This window comes from Microbacterium sp. SY138, from assembly GCF_039729145.1.
GTDB classification, from domain to species: domain Bacteria; phylum Actinomycetota; class Actinomycetes; order Actinomycetales; family Microbacteriaceae; genus Microbacterium; species Microbacterium maritypicum_A.
This window is the reverse complement of the sequence record NZ_CP155793.1, coordinates 1,108,271-1,124,659: the sequence shown is the minus strand read 5'-3', so window position 1 is coordinate 1,124,659 and position 16,389 is coordinate 1,108,271. Positions and strand designations below refer to the sequence as shown.

At 69.3% G+C, this 16,389-nt stretch carries 16 protein-coding genes; 11 read left to right on the top strand and 5 right to left on the bottom strand.

Translation table 11 applies throughout. From position 1 onward, the window contains the following. Nucleotides 1–85: 85 nt before the first annotated feature. The 3 genes from ABDC25_RS05240 to ABDC25_RS05230 are packed head-to-tail and all read left to right on the top strand — an operon-like array spanning nucleotide 86 to nucleotide 1,585. Nucleotides 86–736, top strand: a complete 651-nt coding sequence (locus ABDC25_RS05240) for an HAD-IA family hydrolase (protein WP_347125181.1) — start codon at nucleotides 86–88, stop codon at nucleotides 734–736. 58 nt (nucleotides 737–794) lie between these two features. Then, nucleotides 795–1,151, top strand: coding sequence for a DUF202 domain-containing protein (locus tag ABDC25_RS05235; RefSeq protein ID WP_021198786.1), 357 nt, complete (start codon nucleotides 795–797; stop codon nucleotides 1,149–1,151). Next, on the top strand, nucleotides 1,148–1,585 hold the full coding sequence (locus ABDC25_RS05230) for a DUF202 domain-containing protein (protein ID WP_167253369.1): 438 nt from the start codon (nucleotides 1,148–1,150) through the stop codon (nucleotides 1,583–1,585). The genes ABDC25_RS05235 and ABDC25_RS05230 overlap by 4 nt, the downstream gene beginning before the upstream one ends. Here ABDC25_RS05230 and ABDC25_RS05225 read toward each other — a convergent pair. Further along, nucleotides 1,570–2,007 carry an Lrp/AsnC family transcriptional regulator gene (locus ABDC25_RS05225; RefSeq protein WP_347125179.1) on the bottom strand — a complete coding sequence of 146 codons (438 nt, stop codon included), beginning with the start codon at nucleotides 2,005–2,007 and terminating at the stop codon, nucleotides 1,570–1,572. The two genes, ABDC25_RS05230 and ABDC25_RS05225, sit on opposite strands and share 16 nt — an antisense overlap. Nucleotides 2,008–2,157: 150 nt before the next feature. On the opposite strand from ABDC25_RS05225, the gene ABDC25_RS05220 reads away from it, so the two are divergent. The 8 genes from ABDC25_RS05220 (at nucleotide 2,158) to paaZ (ending at nucleotide 12,375) form a co-directional block, all read left to right on the top strand. Beyond that, nucleotides 2,158–3,306 (top strand): thiamine pyrophosphate-dependent enzyme, encoded by a 1,149-nt coding sequence (locus tag ABDC25_RS05220; RefSeq protein WP_347125936.1) that lies wholly within the window; start codon nucleotides 2,158–2,160, stop codon nucleotides 3,304–3,306. Further along, a complete protein-coding gene (locus tag ABDC25_RS05215; protein WP_051667895.1) occupies nucleotides 3,303–4,331 on the top strand; it encodes an alpha-ketoacid dehydrogenase subunit beta in 1,029 nt (342 codons plus the stop codon). Before ABDC25_RS05220 ends, ABDC25_RS05215 begins: the two co-directional genes overlap by 4 nt. Then, nucleotides 4,328–5,806 (top strand): dihydrolipoamide acetyltransferase family protein, encoded by a 1,479-nt coding sequence (locus tag ABDC25_RS05210; RefSeq protein WP_347125176.1) that lies wholly within the window; start codon nucleotides 4,328–4,330, stop codon nucleotides 5,804–5,806. Before ABDC25_RS05215 ends, ABDC25_RS05210 begins: the two co-directional genes overlap by 4 nt. A gap of 136 nt (nucleotides 5,807–5,942) precedes the next feature. Next, a complete protein-coding gene (locus ABDC25_RS05205; RefSeq protein WP_167253366.1) occupies nucleotides 5,943–7,262 on the top strand; it encodes an MFS transporter in 1,320 nt (439 codons plus the stop codon). A 148-nt stretch (nucleotides 7,263–7,410) separates the two neighbouring features. Continuing rightward, nucleotides 7,411–8,616, top strand: coding sequence for an acetyl-CoA C-acyltransferase (locus ABDC25_RS05200; protein WP_347125174.1), 1,206 nt, complete (start codon nucleotides 7,411–7,413; stop codon nucleotides 8,614–8,616). After that, entirely contained in the window at nucleotides 8,616–9,371 is a 756-nt protein-coding gene (locus ABDC25_RS05195) for an enoyl-CoA hydratase/isomerase family protein (protein ID WP_021198794.1), read from the top strand. The genes ABDC25_RS05200 and ABDC25_RS05195 overlap by 1 nt, the downstream gene beginning before the upstream one ends. Further along, nucleotides 9,368–10,237, top strand: coding sequence for a 3-hydroxyacyl-CoA dehydrogenase family protein (locus ABDC25_RS05190; protein WP_021198795.1), 870 nt, complete (start codon nucleotides 9,368–9,370; stop codon nucleotides 10,235–10,237). The genes ABDC25_RS05195 and ABDC25_RS05190 overlap by 4 nt, the downstream gene beginning before the upstream one ends. A 56-nt stretch (nucleotides 10,238–10,293) precedes the next feature. Beyond that, nucleotides 10,294–12,375: a phenylacetic acid degradation bifunctional protein PaaZ gene (gene paaZ, locus ABDC25_RS05185; protein ID WP_021198796.1), complete on the top strand. Its 2,082-nt coding sequence runs from the start codon at nucleotides 10,294–10,296 to the stop codon at nucleotides 12,373–12,375. A gap of 31 nt (nucleotides 12,376–12,406) precedes the next feature. Here paaZ and ABDC25_RS05180 read toward each other — a convergent pair whose 3' ends face one another. The 4 genes from ABDC25_RS05180 to ABDC25_RS05165 all read right to left on the bottom strand — a co-directional run bounded on the left by ABDC25_RS05180 (nucleotide 12,407) and on the right by ABDC25_RS05165 (nucleotide 16,326). After that, nucleotides 12,407–13,048, bottom strand: coding sequence for a TetR/AcrR family transcriptional regulator (locus ABDC25_RS05180; RefSeq protein WP_347125171.1), 642 nt, complete (start codon nucleotides 13,046–13,048; stop codon nucleotides 12,407–12,409). Nucleotides 13,049–13,124: 76 nt separating this feature from the next. Then, nucleotides 13,125–14,378, bottom strand: a complete 1,254-nt coding sequence (gene paaK / locus ABDC25_RS05175) for a phenylacetate--CoA ligase PaaK (protein ID WP_231479851.1) — start codon at nucleotides 14,376–14,378, stop codon at nucleotides 13,125–13,127. 93 nt (nucleotides 14,379–14,471) lie between these two features. Next, the gene (paaI, locus tag ABDC25_RS05170; RefSeq protein WP_021198799.1) at nucleotides 14,472–14,900 is read right to left on the bottom strand and encodes a hydroxyphenylacetyl-CoA thioesterase PaaI; all 429 of its coding nucleotides are present in this window, start codon (nucleotides 14,898–14,900) and stop codon (nucleotides 14,472–14,474) included. A 136-nt stretch (nucleotides 14,901–15,036) separates the two neighbouring features. Further along, nucleotides 15,037–16,326, bottom strand: coding sequence for a hypothetical protein (locus ABDC25_RS05165; RefSeq protein ID WP_347125169.1), 1,290 nt, complete (start codon nucleotides 16,324–16,326; stop codon nucleotides 15,037–15,039). Nucleotides 16,327–16,389: the final 63 nt, after the last annotated feature.

Sequence of the window (16,389 nt, the reverse complement as noted above, 5' to 3'; positions counted from 1 at the left end):
CCCGGTCCACATCCTAGAAGCCGCGCACGCCGCGCACCGGCTCGCGCGCCCGGGCGTTCGTCGCGTGTGCGACTAGCCTGGACGGGTGACCCAGACCATCGCCGCCCGCGCCGCCCTCCTCGACATGGACGGCACCCTCGTCGACTCGACCGCCGTCGTGGAACGGCTGTGGCTCGCATGGGCAGAGCCGCACGGCATCGATCCGGAGACGGTGCTGCGCACCGTGCACGGGCGACAGGGCCATCAGAGCATGGCGATCATGCTTCCGGAGCGCGATCATGCGATCAACCTCCACGAGAACGACATCATGCTCGCGAACGAGGCGGGTGACGTCGACGGAGTGATCGAGATCCCCGGCGCACGTGCGCTGCTCGATGCGCTGCGGCCCTTCCCACACGCGATCGTCACCTCCGCGAATGTCGCACTCATGACCGCACGGATGCGGGCCGCGGGCCTCGCCGTTCCCGCACAGAAGGTCACGGCCGAGGATGTGTCCGCCTCCAAGCCCGACCCCGAAGGGTTCCTCCGCGCGGCAGAACTGCTCGGGATCGCTCCGGCGGATTGTGTCGTGTTCGAAGACTCCGGTGCGGGCATCCAGGCGGGCCTCGCTGCGGGAATGCGCGTCGTCGGCGTGGGCACGCACGCCGCGGCCCACCACCCGACCGTCCTGGTCACCGACCTCTCCCAGGTCGCTGTCTCCCCCACGGCCGACGGGTTCGAGCTCACGATCAGCTGACGTCGCCCGCTCCTCCCGCCGACCCTTCACGATCTGCCCGCGCCGCTACGATGAGGCGATGCGACGTTTCCCCGCCTCGGTCTACGAAACCGGTGAGGAGCCCGATCCGCGCTTCTCCCTCGCGAACGAGCGGACGTTTCTCGCCTGGACGCGCACCGGGCTCGCGCTGATCGCCGGTGGCGTCGCCCTCGAGGTGCTCGGCCTCGACCTCCACGCCGGCTTCCGTCTCGCAGCCTCGCTGGTGCTGATCGTCACCGGCACTGCCGTCGCACCGCTGGCCTGGTGGGAGTGGATGCGCGCCGAACGTGCGATGCGTCGCTCCCGCCCACTGCCCGGAGCATTCTCTGCCGTGGTGCTCGCGATCGTGGTGACGGTCGTCGGCCTGCTCGTCCTGGCCGGGGTGCTCTGGCGGTGACGGCTCGCAGGTCGGATGCCGGACGACCGGATGCTCCGGGGCCACACGCACAGGGGCCTTTCGATCCGGGCCTGCAACCCGAGCGCACCGAACTCGCCTGGCGCCGCACGGCCCTCGCGATCGCCATCGGCTCGCTGGTGTCGCTGCGCGTCTTCCCTCTGCTGCTACCGCCCGCCTTCACCGCGTGGGGGTTCGTCCCCGGTGCTGTCGGCCTCGTGGCGGCCTGCGCCCTCTGGTTCGCGGCACGCCGACGTCAGCTGCGGATGACCGCATGGCTGCACTCGACGCTTCCGGGCGCGACGCCGCCGGGCTCGGCGCGGATCACGGCGCCCGGCGGAGGGCTGCTCGTCGCCCTCACCGCTCTCGCAACGGCATTCGGGGTCCTGTGCATCGGGATCGTCGTCGTGTCGTCGTTCGTTCAGTTCCGCGGATAGTCCTCGAAGATCAGCGTCGTCCTCGTCGAGCGGATCGAGGGGATCGCCTGGATGTCCTCCAGCACGATGCGACGCAGATCGCGGGCGTCGTTCGCGCGCACCAGCAGGATCACGTCGAAGTCGCCACCGACCAGCGCCATGTGCTCGATCTCGGGTATCGAGCGCAGCCGTTCGCTCACCGACTGCCAGGTCGCCTGCTCGATCGCGAGAGTCACGTAGGCACTGGCGTGGTGCCCGAGCAGCACAGGGTCGGTGCGCACCGTGTACCCCGTGATGACGCCTGTGTCGGTGAGCCGTTTGATCCTCGCGTGCGCACCGGCGCGCGAGATGTGCACGGCATCCGCGATCGCGGTCATCGACGCGCGCGCATCCTGACGCAGTTCCTCGAGGATTGCCCGATCCGTCTCATCCAGAGCAACCATGCGACCCCTTCCTCGATGCAGAATTTCTGACACTTCGCTCAAGAATGCCTCATGTGACGAGCTTTCATCCACGATTCCGCAAAAGATCTTGGATGAGTGACGCCCCAGAGGCATGCTGTCCTCATCGAGTTCGGCAAGGAGGGCGAACGCATGCTGCACACCGACCTGCTCCCGCGCGACACCGCGGTGCAACTGATCGACGAAGACGGAACGGCCGTCGCCGACGAGCGGTATGCGCTCCCCGATTCGGACACGCTGCTCGCGGCGTACCGCGGGCTCGTCGAGGGCCGGCGCATCAACGATCAGGCTGGAGCCCTCGTGCGCCAGGGCCGCCTCGCCGTCTACCCGTCGTCGCACGGGCAGGAAGCCTGCCAGGTCGGTGCCGCCATGTCGCTCGGCGCCACGGATTGGCTGTTCCCCACCTACCGCGACTCGGTCGCCGTCATCGCGCGCGGTGTCGACCCCGCCGATGCGATGGTGCTCCTCAAGGGCGACTGGCATTCGGGGTACGACGTGCGCGCCCACCGCGTCGCCCCGCAGGCCACTCCGCTCGCCACCCAGCTGCTGCACGCCGTCGGCTTCGCCCAGGCGGCGAAGCATCGGGGCGAGGACACGGTCGTCCTCGCGCTCTGCGGCGACGGCGCCACCAGTGAGGGCGACTTCCACGAAGCCATGAACTTCGCCGCGGTGTTCCACGTCCCCGTGGTCTTCTTCGTGCAGAACAACGAGTTCGCGATCTCGGTCCCGCTCTCGCGCCAGACCGCCGCCCCCTCGCTCGCCCACAAGGCCATCGGCTACGGAATGCCCGGGCAGCGGGTCGACGGCAACGACGTCGCCGCCGTGGTCGCCGTGCTCGACGAGGCCATGTCTCGCGCCCGCGCCGGCGGAGGGCCGAGCCTCGTCGAGGCGCACACGTATCGGGTGCAGGCGCACACCAACGCCGACGACGACACCCGCTACCGGGAGCGCGACGAGGTGCAGGCCTGGATCGCCCGCGACCCGCTGCTGCGCCTTCGGGCGCACCTGACCGCCACCGGCGCGCTCGACACCGCGACCGAGGAGCGCTTCGCCTCGGGAGCCGAGGAGATCGCCGCAGCGATGCGGACCGCGTTGAACACCGACGCCGACCTCGACCCCGAAGACCTGTTCCGCTTCGTGACCGAGACCCGATCCTCTCAGCTCGACGAGCAGTGGGACCTGCTGCGCGGCGAGATCGAACGGTCGCGTCTCACCGATGCCGGAGCCGGAGCCGGAGCCGGAGCCGGAGCCGGAGCCGCGATGAACGGAGCACGCCGATGACGATCGCACAGGACGACACCCGCACCGAGAGCGAAGCCGCCACGGTGACGACGATGACGATGGCCGCCGCGTTGAACCGTGCCCTGGCCGATGCCATCGAGTCCGATCCCGATGTCGTGGTGTTCGGCGAAGACGTGGGCGCGCTGGGCGGCGTCTTCCGCATCACCGACGGTCTCACCGCCCGCTTCGGCGAAGAGCGCTGCTTCGACACCCCGCTCGCGGAATCCGGCATCGTCGGCACCGCTGTCGGCATGGCCATGAACGGCCTTCGTCCCGTGGTCGAGATGCAGTTCGATGCGTTCGCCCTCCCCGCCTTCGAGCAGGTCGTCAGCCACGTCGCCAAACTCGGCAACCGCACCCGGGGCGGCATGCGGATGCCGTTGGTGATCCGCATCCCCTTCGGCGGCGGCATCGGCGGGGTGGAGCATCACTGCGACTCGTCCGAGGCGTACTACGCGCACACGCCCGGCCTCACGGTCGTCAGCCCGTCCACTCCGCAGGATGCCTACTCGCTGCTGCGTGCGGCGATCGCCTCCCCCGACCCTGTGGTCTTCCTCGAACCGAAGAAGCTCTACTGGGCCAAGGGCGAGGTCGACACCTCGGTCACCGCCGACCTGGGAACGGCCCGAATCGCCCGTGAGGGTTCCGACGTGACGCTCCTGGCATACGGGTCATCGGTTCCGCTCGCGCTCGACGTCGCCGACGTCGCCGCCGCCGAGGGGCGCAGCGTGCAGGTCGTCGACGTGCGCTCACTCTCGCCGTTCGACGATGCGACGGTGACGGCCGCCGTGAAGTCGACCGGCCGCGCCGTGGTCATCGCCGAGGCCCCGGGATACGTGAGCGTCGCATCCGAGATCCAGGCTCGCGTCTTCGAGCGCTGCTTCGAGTACCTCGCAGCTCCCGTGCGACGGGTGACCGGCTTCGACACTCCGTACGCCCCGCCGAAGCTCGAGCACTGGTACCTGCCCGACGTCGATCGCGTGCTCGACGCGATCGACACGCTGCACTGGGAGGACGACGCATGAGCACCCCGCTGAAGCCGCACGCCCGCACGCAGGTGTTCCTCCTGCCCGACCTCGGCGAAGGCCTCACCGAGGCCGGACTCGTGCAGTGGCTCGTGTCGGTGGGAGACACCATCACGACCGATCAGCCGATCGCCGAGGTCGAGACCGCGAAGAGCATCGTCGAGCTGCCGTCGCCGTTCGCCGGCATCGTCACCGCATTGCACGGCACCGCCGGCGACACGATCGACGTCGGTGCCCCCGTGCTCGAGGTGGCGGACTCCCTGCCGTCTCCGGCCGCGCCCACCGCCGAACCGGCGCAACCCGAGCACGAGGTCTACCGCGAAGAGGAGCGCGCGGGTTCGGGGAACGTGCTCATCGGCTACGGCACCACCGCGCGTCCCACCATGGGGCGACGCCGTCCGTCAGCCGCCTCGGTGTCTGCGCCTCGGTCACCGGCGACAGCATCGACCCCCACGCCGACCGCGGTCCCTTCCGCCCCGAGCACCCCCGAGACTCCTCCTCCGTCGCGATCGGCCGACCGCAGACCTGTCGCTGTCCGCTCCCCGCTCGTTCGCAGACTCGCTCGGGACCTCGGTCTCGACGTGCACTCGATCGCCGCGACCGGCACCGACGGCGCCGTGACGCGCGCAGACGTGCTGCGGGCCGCCGTCGAGAACGCCGTCGACACTGCCGTCGACACTGCCGTCGACGCTGCCGTGGACACTGCCGCCGCGCACCATGACGGCTCCACCGCAGGCGTCGGCACGCCCGGACACCCGCTCGCCGAGACGGTCGACGGCCTCGGGGTGCTCTCCCGCGAGCGGATGTCGCCGTTGCGTCGGGCTGTGAGCGCGAAGCTCACCCGCAGCCGATCCGAGATCCCCGAAGCCACCGTCTGGGTCGACGTCGATGCCACCACGCTGTGGGACCTGCGTTCGCAGATGGCACCGGAGGGAGGCAAGGCTCCGTCGGTGACCGCGCTCCTCGCACGTTTCGTCCTGCTCGCCCTCGAGGACTATCCCGTGCTCGCATCGCGCCTCAACGAGAGCGGGGACGAGATCATCTCGTTCGACGGCGTGAACCTCGGCATCGCAGCAGACACCGAACGGGGGCTCCTTGTTCCGGTGCTCCCCCGCGCGCACGCGCTCACGGTCGCGCAGCTCGACACGGCACTGCGCGAGCTCACCGCCACGGCGCGCTCCGGGACGATGCCGCCGGAGCGCCTGCGGGGATCGACGTTCACCCTCAACAACTACGGCGGCCTCGGGGTCGATGGATCGGCCGCGATCATCAACCACCCCGATGTGGCGATCCTCGGCATCGGGCGGATCATCGAGCGACCGTGGGTCGTGGAGGGGGCGATCGTGGCGCGCCGGATCGTGCAGCTCTCCCTCGCGTTCGACCACCGGGTGTGCGACGGCGGCTACGCCGCGGGCTTCCTGCGGCGGGTGACCGAGCTCATCGAGCATCCGCTGCGCGCGTTCGGGAGGGTCTGACGGAGAAGTCCTGGATTCTCGATTCCGCGGATGACGATGCGCTACGCTCGGCAATTACTGACCGACCATTCGGTCATGAATAACCGGAGTGCTTCATCGCCCTCTCCCCTCGGAATCGCAGAACAACGGAGTTCGCATGACGTCAGCAGTGTCCGACCGCACCTCGTCCGCACGAATGCCCGCCGAAGAACGGAGGGTGCTCGCCGGCACCCTCGTCGGTACGTCGATCGAGTGGTACGACTTCTTCATCTACGCCCAGGCCGCAGGGCTGGTCCTCGCGCCCCTGTTCCTCGCCCCCATCGCCGAGGAGAGTCCCGGCTTCGCGCAGGTGCTCTCCTTCGCCACGATCGGCATCTCGTTCCTCTTCCGCCCCCTGGGGGCGATCGTCGCCGGCCACCTCGGCGACAAGCTCGGGCGCAAGAAGATGCTCGTGCTCACACTCATCATGATGGGACTGTCCACGTCTCTGATCGGTCTCCTGCCGACGTACGCGGCCATCGGCGTGGCCGCGCCCATCCTGCTCATCCTGCTCCGCATCGTGCAGGGGTTCTCCGCGGGTGGCGAGTGGGGCGGCGCGGCATTGATGGCAGTCGAGCATGCCCCGAACAACCGACGAGGGCTCTTCGGGGCCTTTCCGCAGATCGGCGTGCCTGTCGGCATGATCCTCGCGACCTCGACACTGTGGGTGCTCACCAGCTCGATGTCGCCGGAGGCCTTCCTCGAGTGGGGGTGGCGCATCCCGTTCCTGCTCTCGATCGTGCTCATCGCTGTCGGTTACGTGATCCGTCGCGCGGTCGACGAGAGCCCGGTCTTCGAGGATCTGCGACGTCGCCGCAAGGAGGCCTCCGCCCCGCTGAGCCGCCTGTTCCGCCAGAACACCAAGCAGGTCGTCCTCACCGCGATCATCTTCATCGCGAACAACGCGGCGGGCTACCTGCTCATCGCCTTCTTCGCGACCTACGCCGTCACGACGCTGGGCATGGAACGTCCGCCGGTGCTGCTGGCGACGACGCTCGCCTCGTTCGGCTGGCTCATCTTCACCCTGTGGGGCGGACATCTCTCCGATCGACTCGGCCGCATCCGCACGTTCCAGATCGGCTACGTGGCACTCGCGCTCTGGGCGGTGCCGATGTGGTTCCTGATCGATACCGCGAACATCCTCTGGTACTTCGTGGCGCTGTTCGTGATGACGTTCGCCCTCGGTTTGTCGTACGGCCCTCAGGCCGCCCTCTACGCGGAGATGTTCCCCGCGAACGTGCGCTACTCGGGCGTCTCGATCGGGTATGCCCTCGGGGCCATCCTCGGCGGAGCCTTCGCACCGATGATCGCCGAGGCTCTGATGAACCAGTTCCACGCGGCATGGACAATCGGCATCTACATCGCCGTGGCCGCCGTGATCTCGCTCATCGGCGTCTCGCTCGTCAAAGAGACGAAGGGCGTGGATCTGCACACCTGACGAGCCGATCGACGACGCGGGATCGCGGTGGTCACCGCGCCTGTGCCATAATTACCGGACGATCGGTCAGTAATTCGGGCCGATCGTCCGGACAGACCGATCAGCCGGACGACGGTCGCCGTCGAGACAACGAAGTCAGGAGTTCCGCATGACCGAGGCATATCTCGTCGGAGGCGTACGCACCCCGGTCGGACGCTACGGCGGCGCCCTCGCCTCCGTGCGCCCCGACGATCTCGCATCGATCGTCGTGCGCGAAGCGGTGCGGCGCGCGGGGATCGACCCCCTGCAGGCGGAGATCGACGAGGTGATCCTCGGTGCGGCCAACCAGGCCGGGGAAGACAACCGCAACGTCGCCCGGATGGCCGTCCTGCTCGCGGGCCTCCCCGACACCGTGCCCGGCATCACGGTCAACCGGCTGTGCGCCTCCGGGATGTCGGCCGTCACGATGGCAGCGCAGGCGATCCGCGCCGGTGATGCCGACCTCATCGTCGCCGGCGGCGTCGAGTCGATGACACGCGCCCCCTGGGTGCAGGCCAAACCGGAGAAGGCCTGGGCGAAGCCGGGCGCTGCTTTCGACACCTCGATCGGCTGGAGATTCCCGAACCCCCGCCTGCTCGCACGAGAGAAGGCGACGTTCACGATGCCGGAGACCGCAGAGGAGGTCGCTCGCGTCGACGGCATCACCCGCGAAGAAGCGGATGCGTTCGCACTGCGATCGCAGCAGCGCGCCGCCGCGGCGATCGCCGATGGACGCTTCGAGGCGGAGATCGTCGGCGTCCCCCTCGACGCCGCCGTCAGCGCCGGTGCGGAGGTCCGCGTGGACGAGGGCCCCCGTCCGGAGACGACCCTCGAGGGACTTGCGCGCCTGCGTCCCGTCGTGGCCGGCGGTCAGGTCGTCACCGCCGGCAACTCCAGCGCCCTCAACGACGGTGCTTCCGCGATCGTCGTGGCGAGCGCGGAAGCCGTCGAGCGCTACGGACTGGTGCCGCGGGCACGTATTGTGGCCGGCACCAGTGCGGGCCTGGCTCCCGAGGTCATGGGCCTCGGCCCGGTTCCTGCGACACAGAAGGCGCTGCGTCGATCCGGGCTCTCTATCGACGACATCGGCTCGATCGAGCTCAACGAGGCGTTCGCCACGCAATCCATCGCCTGCATCAGAAGACTCGGACTCGACGAGTCGCGCGTGAATGCCGACGGCGGAGCCATCGCCCTCGGCCACCCACTCGGCTCCTCCGGATCCCGTCTGCTCGTCACCCTCCTCGGCCGCATGGAGCGCGAAGGCTCTCGATACGGACTCGCCACCATGTGCGTCGGCGTGGGGCAGGGCGCAGCCGTGATCGTGGAGAAGGTCTGATGGCCGCCGGCCCCCTCGACAGCGGACCGCTCGTCGTCGAGCGTCACGACGACCGCGTGGTGGCGACGCTCCACCGACCGCACAAGCGCAACGCGATCGACCAGGCCACGATCGACGCGATCCACGTGCTGTGCGCCGAACTCGAAGCCGTGCCGCGCCCGCTGATCCTCACCGGGGCCGGAGGAGTGTTCGCCGCGGGCGCCGACATCGCCGAGCTGCGCGAGCGCCGTGCGGCCGATGCGCTTCGTGGGATCAACGCCCACGCGTTCATCCGGCTCGCCGAGCTGCCGATGCCGGTCATCGCCGCGATCGACGGGTACGCCCTCGGTGGAGGAGCCGAACTCGCCTATGCCGCGGACATCCGCATCGCCTCGCCATCGCTCGCCATCGGCAACCCCGAGACCGGGCTGGGCATCCTCGCCGCAGCGGGGGCAGGGTGGCGCCTGAAGGAGATCATCGGAGACGCCAGGGCCATCGAGCTGCTGCTCACCGGACGCACCGTGAAGGCCGATGAGGCGCTGCGCATCGGTCTCGTATCGGCGATCCATGAGACCGCGGAGCTTCTGCCCGCCGCCCACGCCCTCGTCGATCGCATCGCCCGCAACGACCGGGCAGCCACCATCGCGACCAAGCGTGTCTTCCGCGCGCCGCGCGACCACCATCCCGCCGTCGACCTGGAAGCGCAGGCCGAGCTCTTCGAGAGTCCGGAGAAGTTCCGGCGGATGACCGACTTCCTGGAGCGGAGAGACCGATGACCGAGAGCAGTTCCCCGGCCCCGCGACACGTGGGGGTGCTCGGCGGCGGACGCATGGGCGCCGGGATCGCCCACGCATTCCTGCTGGCAGGCTCCCGCGTCACCGTCGTCGAACGCGATGCCCATGCGGCCAGATCGGCATCGGCCCGCGTGCTCGAATCCGTCGACTCCTCGATCGCCAGAGGCACGGCGGGCGAATCCGTCGACCGGTACCGGGAGCGTCTCGCCACGGGCACGGATACGGCGCTGTTCGCGTCGTGCGCGCTCGTCGTCGAGGCGGTGCCGGAAGACCTCGCCCTCAAGATCGATGCGCTCCGACGCGTCGAGGCGGCGATCGCGCCCGACGCGGCGATCGCCTCGAACACCTCCTCCATCTCTATCGATGAGCTGGCCGCCGTGCTCGATCACCCCTCACGCTTCCTCGGCATGCACTTCTTCAACCCCGTGCCGGCCTCCACGCTCGTCGAGATCGTGCGGGGTGCGACCACGGCTCCCCCGCTCGTCGATTCCGCCCGCAGCTGGGTGGAGGCGCTGGGCAAGACGCCGATCGTGGTGGCAGATGCCCCCGGATTCGCGTCCTCCCGACTCGGCGTCGCCGTCGGCCTCGAGGCGATCCGCATGCTCGAGGAAGGCGTCGCCTCCGCCGAGGACATCGACGCCGCGATGACGCTCGGATACAAGCACCCGGTCGGCCCGCTCCGGCTCACCGACATCGTCGGCCTCGACGTGCGGCTCGGCATCGCCGAGTACCTCGCCGCGCATCTGGGCGAGCGCTTCGAACCTCCCGCCCTGCTGCGTCGACTGGTCGCTGAGGGACACCTCGGCCGCAAGAGCGGACGCGGCTTCTACGAATGGGACGCCTCATGAAGGGAACCCTCATGAAGGGAACCCTCATGAAAGGAACCCACATGAAAGGAACAGAGATGATCGAGACCCTCCCCAGCTACGTCCAGGGAGAGTGGTGGACGCCGTCGTCCGACGCGAAGACCACCGAGGTCCGGGATGCGTCGACGGGTGAGGTCGTGGCCCGTGTCTCGACCGAGGGACTCGATCTGGGCGCCGCCCTCGAGCACGCCCGCACCGTGGGCCAGGTCTCGCTGGGAGAGCTCACCTTCCATCAGCGTGCCGTGCGCCTCAAGCAACTGGCTCTCGCCCTGACGGAGCGCAAGGCCGAGCTGTACGAGCTCTCCAGCCGCACCGGTGCCACGGCGCAGGATTCCTGGGTGGACATCGACGGCGGGATCGGCGTGCTGTTCGCGTACTCGAGCAAGGGCCGACGCGAGCTGCCGAATGCGAAGGTGTATGTCGACGGAGGCGTGGAGAACCTGTCCAAGGACGGCTCCTTCCTCGGCCGCCACATCTACACGCGGCTGCGCGGCGTCGCCGTGCAGATCAACGCCTTCAACTTCCCGGTCTGGGGATCGCTCGAGAAGTTCGCGCCCGCGTTCCTCGCCGGCGTCCCGACCCTGGTGAAACCCGCCACCCCCACCGGGTACCTCGCCGAAGCCATGGTGCGCGTGATGGTGGAGTCGGGGCTCCTTCCCGACGGCTCGCTGCAGCTCGTCTCGGGCAGCGTGCCCGGTCTCTTCGACGAGCTGCGGCTGGGCGACCTCGTGGCCTTCACCGGTTCGGCATCGACGGCCGAGCAGCTGCGCGCTCACGATTCCGTGCAGACGGGAGGTGTGCGCTTCACGAGCGAGACCGATTCGATCAACGCCTCGATCCTCGGGACGGATGCCGTCTCCGGCACGCCCGAGTTCGACGCGTACGTCAAGCAGCTCGTCGCCGAGATGACCACCAAGGCCGGCCAGAAGTGCACGGCGATCCGCCGCGCGATCGTGCCGACGACTGCCGTCGACGACGTCATCGCCGCAGTCCGGGAACGCCTCTCGACACGTGTCGTCCTCGGCGACCCCCGCGCCGAGGGCGTGACGATGGGTCCGCTCGCCTCGATCGCGCAGCGCGAGGAGGTGCTGCGTCAGGTCGGCCGCCTGCAGGCCGGCGGAGGAGAGCTCGTGATCGGCACGACCGATGCACCGACCGTCCGGCACGGCGACGGCAGCGAAGGGCCGGCCCCCGACGGTGCGTTCGTGGCGCCGATGCTGCTGCGGTTCCCCGACCCGGAAAGCGCGGCGGTCAACGAGATCGAGGCGTTCGGCCCGGTGTCGAGCATCGTCGGCTACCGCACCCTCGATGAGGCGAGCGCCCTCGTGGCCCGGGGCGGAGGGTCGCTCGTGACGAGTGTGGCCACGCACGACCCCGAGGTCGCTGTCGCACTCGCGACCGGCATGGCCGCGTACAACGGGCGCGTGCTCTTCCTCGATCGCGATGATGCGCGCAGCTCGACCGGGCACGGTTCCCCGCTCCCGAACCTCGTGCACGGCGGCCCCGGGCGCGCGGGCGGAGGCGAGGAGCTCGGCGGCATCCGCGCCGTGCTGCACCACATGCAGCGCACCGCGGTGCAGGGCTCGCCCGAGATGATGACCGCCCTCACCGGCGTCTGGCATCAGGGAGCGACCTCACGCCCGTACGAGCAGAGCGACGGAGTGCATCCCTTCCGCAAGTCGCTGGCCGAGCTCCATGTGGGCGACCAGGTGGCGAGCGGTTCCCGCACCGTCACCCTCGAGGACATCGAGACGTTCGCCGCATTCACCGGCGACACGTTCTACGCCCACATGGATGAGACCTCGGCCGCAGCGAACCCGTTCTTCCCGGGACGCGTCGCCCACGGCTATCTGCTGGTGTCGTGGGCTGCGGGGCTCTTCGTCGACCCGGCGCCCGGCCCCGTGCTCGCCAACTCCGGGCTCGAGAACCTGCGGTTCGTGACGCCGGTCTCCCCCGGCGACGACATCCGCGTCGAGCTCACCGCCAAGCAGATCACTCCGCGGGAGACCGACGAGTACGGGGAGGTGCGCTGGGATGCCGTGCTGAAGAACCAGCACGACGACATCGTGGCCACCTACGATGTGCTCACGCTGGTCGCGAAGGAGAAGGCGCAGGTCTGACGGCGGCGTCGCAACGACCGCCGGATCCCGGTCAGACGGCAGGGACTCCGGCGTCGTCGTTCGTGCGCAGCCCGTCGAGGGCGATCGCGACCACGTCGTCGGCGAGACGGTCGGCGCCCTCGCGCCCCCCGGGTCGGTACCACTCGACGATCGAGTTGATCATCCCGAACACGAGACGCGCGACCACGCTCGCATCGATGTCGGCACGCAACGCGCCCTCGCTCTGCGCCTCCGACACCAGCGCGGTGATCCGACGGTCGAAGGCCCGACGGCGGATCAGCGCCTTGCGCTCCACGTCGGTGTTGCCCCGTACGCGCAGCAGCAGCGTCACGGCCGGCAGCTGCTCCACGAGCACACGGACGGCACCGCGCAGCACATGCTCGAGGCGGTCCACCGCGTTCGAGGCCTCCGGTCCATCCTCCGATTCCGGAAGCGGGTTCTCGACCACGGCTTCCAGGCCGCTGAGCGCCGCGTCGAGCGCGAGGTCGAGGATCTCGTCCTTCGATCCGAAGTGGTGATAGATCGCCGACTTCGACAGGCCGAGCCGCTCGGCGAGCATGCCGATCGACGTCGCGTCGTACCCGTACTCGTTGAAGGCGGCGACGGCGACGCCGAGGATCCCCTGCTGGTCGTAGCCGGGGCGGCCGCGTCGTGTGCTCTGCATCTCGGACATCACCCCACAGTCTCGCACCCGATCAGCCGCACAGGCCGGATCGCCGGCCGCGAGGCGATCCGGGTGTCGCCCGTCGTCACCGCAGGTCGTACACCCGCTTGTACTTCCCCTCGCTTCGCGGCAGCGTCCCCGGCTCTTCCAGCTGGACGGCGACCGTCGACCCGACGAAGATCTTGATGCGCTGCGCGAGCACCTCCGCGGCGCTCTGGCAGGTCTCGACGGACAGGTCGGGGTGGCGTTCGATCCGCACCTTCAACGTGTCCATCCGGCCGTCCTTCGACAGCTCGAGGATGAAGTGCGGCGTCAGCTGTTCGATCCCCAGCACCAGCTCCTCGATCTGGGTGGGGAACAGGTTCACCCCGCGCAGGATGATCATGTCGTCGTTGCGGCCCGTGATCTTCTCCATGCGGCGCATCCCCGCACGCGCGGTCCCCGGCAGCAGACGGGTGAGGTCGCGGGTGCGATAGCGGATCACGGGGAAGGCCTCCTTCGTCAGCGAGGTGAACACGAGTTCGCCGAGCTCCCCGTCCGGCAGCACCGCCCCGCTCTCGCCGTCGATGATCTCCGGCAGGAAGTGGTCCTCCCACAGATGCGGGCCGTCCTTCGTCTCGAGGCATTCGTTGCCCACCCCGGGCCCCATGACCTCGCTGAGTCCGTAGATGTCCAGAGCGTCGATTCCCAGACGCTGTTCGAGCTCGTGGCGCATCTCGTTCGACCACGGCTCGGCGCCCAGAACAGCGACCTTCAACGACGTGGAGCGCGGGTCGACCCCCTGCGCCGCCATCGCGTCGGCGATCGTGAGCAGATAGCTCGGAGTGCACAGGATCGCATCCGGCTCGAAATCGAGGATCAGCTGCACCTGACGGGCCGTCTGGCCACCGGACATCGGGATGACGGTCGCACCGAGCGCTTCGATGCCCGCGTGCGCGCCGAGTCCCCCCGTGAACAGTCCGTATCCGTAGGCGTTGTGCACCTTCATGCCGGCGCGGATGCCACTCGCCCGCAGCGAACGCGCCACCAGAGAAGCCCACCGGTCGAGATCGCCCCTCGTGTAGCCGACGACCGTCGGCCGGCCCGTGGTGCCGCTGGATGCGTGGATGCGGGCGACGTCGGACATCGGCACCGCGAACATCCCGAACGGATAGGTCTCGCGCAGATCCGCCTTGGTCGTGAACGGCAGCCGCTGCACGTCATCCAGGGTGCGGATGTCATCCGGATGCACACCCGCATCATCGAACTTGCGCGTGTAGAGAGGGACGTTCGCGTACGCATGGCGAACGGTCTGCTGAAGCCGTTCGAGCTGGAGAGCCGCGATCTCCTCGCGACTCATACGCTCTTCGGCGTCGAGCTCGTCGGCTGCGGGAGGGCGGACACGGGAGGGCGTTGCGGTCGTCGTCGACACGAGGGGCTCCGGAGGTGGGGATCAGAGGGTCTGGTTGGTGGTGCGGGAGCGTCCGCGGAACTCGGCGACGGGCTCACCCTGCTCGTCGACCACGCTCACGTCATAGATGCCGGAGCGCCCCGTGCGCGTCCGTCGGACCGCCGTCGCGGTGAGCGTCTGGCCGGACACGGTCGATTTGAGAAAGGAGATGTCCGCACCCGCCGCGACCGTCACCCGGTCATCCTCGTTGCACGCGATCGCGAAGGCGGTGTCGGCGAGGGCGAACACGAAGCCGCCGTGCGTGATGTGGAAGCCGTTCGTCATGTCATCCCGCACGCGCATCGACACGATCGCATGGCCCGGATCGTCGCGTTCGACGACGAGCCCCAGTGCGGCCGATGCGCGGTCACGTTCCATCATGGCTCGATTCGGGCGCACGGCATCCGGCGTCTGCGTCGTCGCTTCCGTCATCGTCGACCTCCTCGTCGAGCGGGTCGGATGCGCACCTGCAGCACCCGATCCGCTCATACTAACCGACCGATCGTTCAGTTAGTCAAACGAAAGCCCCGCCGAGCCTTCCGAGCGCCCCGCCCCCGCGGGGTGAAGCTCAGCCGAAGTCGGGGAGCCGGCGCAGCGTCGCGTCCTCCGTCAGGATTCCGGTGATCACGGCATCCGGGTCCGCGGCGTCGCGATCGACGCGGAACCGGATCGCCTCTCCCTCGCGAGTCGTCCACTGGTACAGGTACTCCCCCGACGACACGATCCTGATCGATGTCCCGCCCGGGAACGCGCTCATGGCTTCGGCCACGGTGTCCCCGATCCTCACATCGCCTGCCGCCGGCAGCGCAGCCGGGTCCTCACGCGGCTCATCCGCGACGTTGGCGAAGCCGACCGAGGCGGCGACCACCACGGTGGCGCCGTCGTCCGTCCAGAGAAGCAACGACGCAGCCCCGTCGGGACTGACGATCCGGGTCTGCCCGCCCGCCCACTCCGACCGGATGACCTCCGCTCCCGGCACCGCCGCGATGGCGTCGTCGAGCTCGGTTCCGAGGACGATCGGTCCGATACCCTCGACGGTCACGTCCCACGTGCTCCACGCGGCTCCGGGGTCGACCGCGGGCGGGGAGGCAGGGGCCTCCGGCGGATTCGCGGTCAGCTCCTCCACCAGCCGCTTCTGGGCGGCGGATGCCTGGTCCCGGAGGAAGGACGCGGCCTGCGCGCTGTCGAAGGCGGCTTCGCCGGAGAACGGCTGCCAGAAGTTCACGAGCACATTGCCGACCGAGGCATACCCCTGGTAGAGACGGTGTCCGCCGCCGAACCCGTCATCGATCACCAGCGACCCCGCGACGGCCCGAACTCCGTCCTCGGACTCCGCCGTGGTCGAATCGAACGTCGACGCGCCGCCCCCGTACGCGAACTGCGCGCACTGCTGAGCGGCGTCGACGTACGTGTCCATGAGCCCCTGCGCCGCCGCCTCGTCGGCGAACTGGAGCACATGCAGCCACCCCTCCCTCTGCTCGGGCACAGCACTGGTCCAGGTGACGGAGCGTGCACCGATCGACGTCAGGGAGGGTTCGTACACCAACGAGCTGCAGATCGCCGGCGAGAGGTCGGGACCACCGCCGTCGGAGACCTGGATCAGGGACGGTGTCGGCGTGCCGACCTCACCGACGTCGGGCAGGATCCTCGCGATATCCTCCGCGCTCGGCAGGAACCAGTCGAGCTCGTCGTCGACGAAGACCGCGGGGCCGGCATAGGGCTCCGGTGCCGATTCGACCGGCGACGGGGTCGGTTTCGGCGTCGTCTGAGGAGCCGGGGTGCATCCGGACAGGGCCACGACGGCCCCCACGGCCAGCAGCCCGAGAGTTGATCGCGAATAGGACCGCAGCGCGGACATGAGCCCTCCGATTGCTCGTGGGTGGCCACTCGCCCCCCCTCTCCTCTGAGCTTAGGGGCCGGC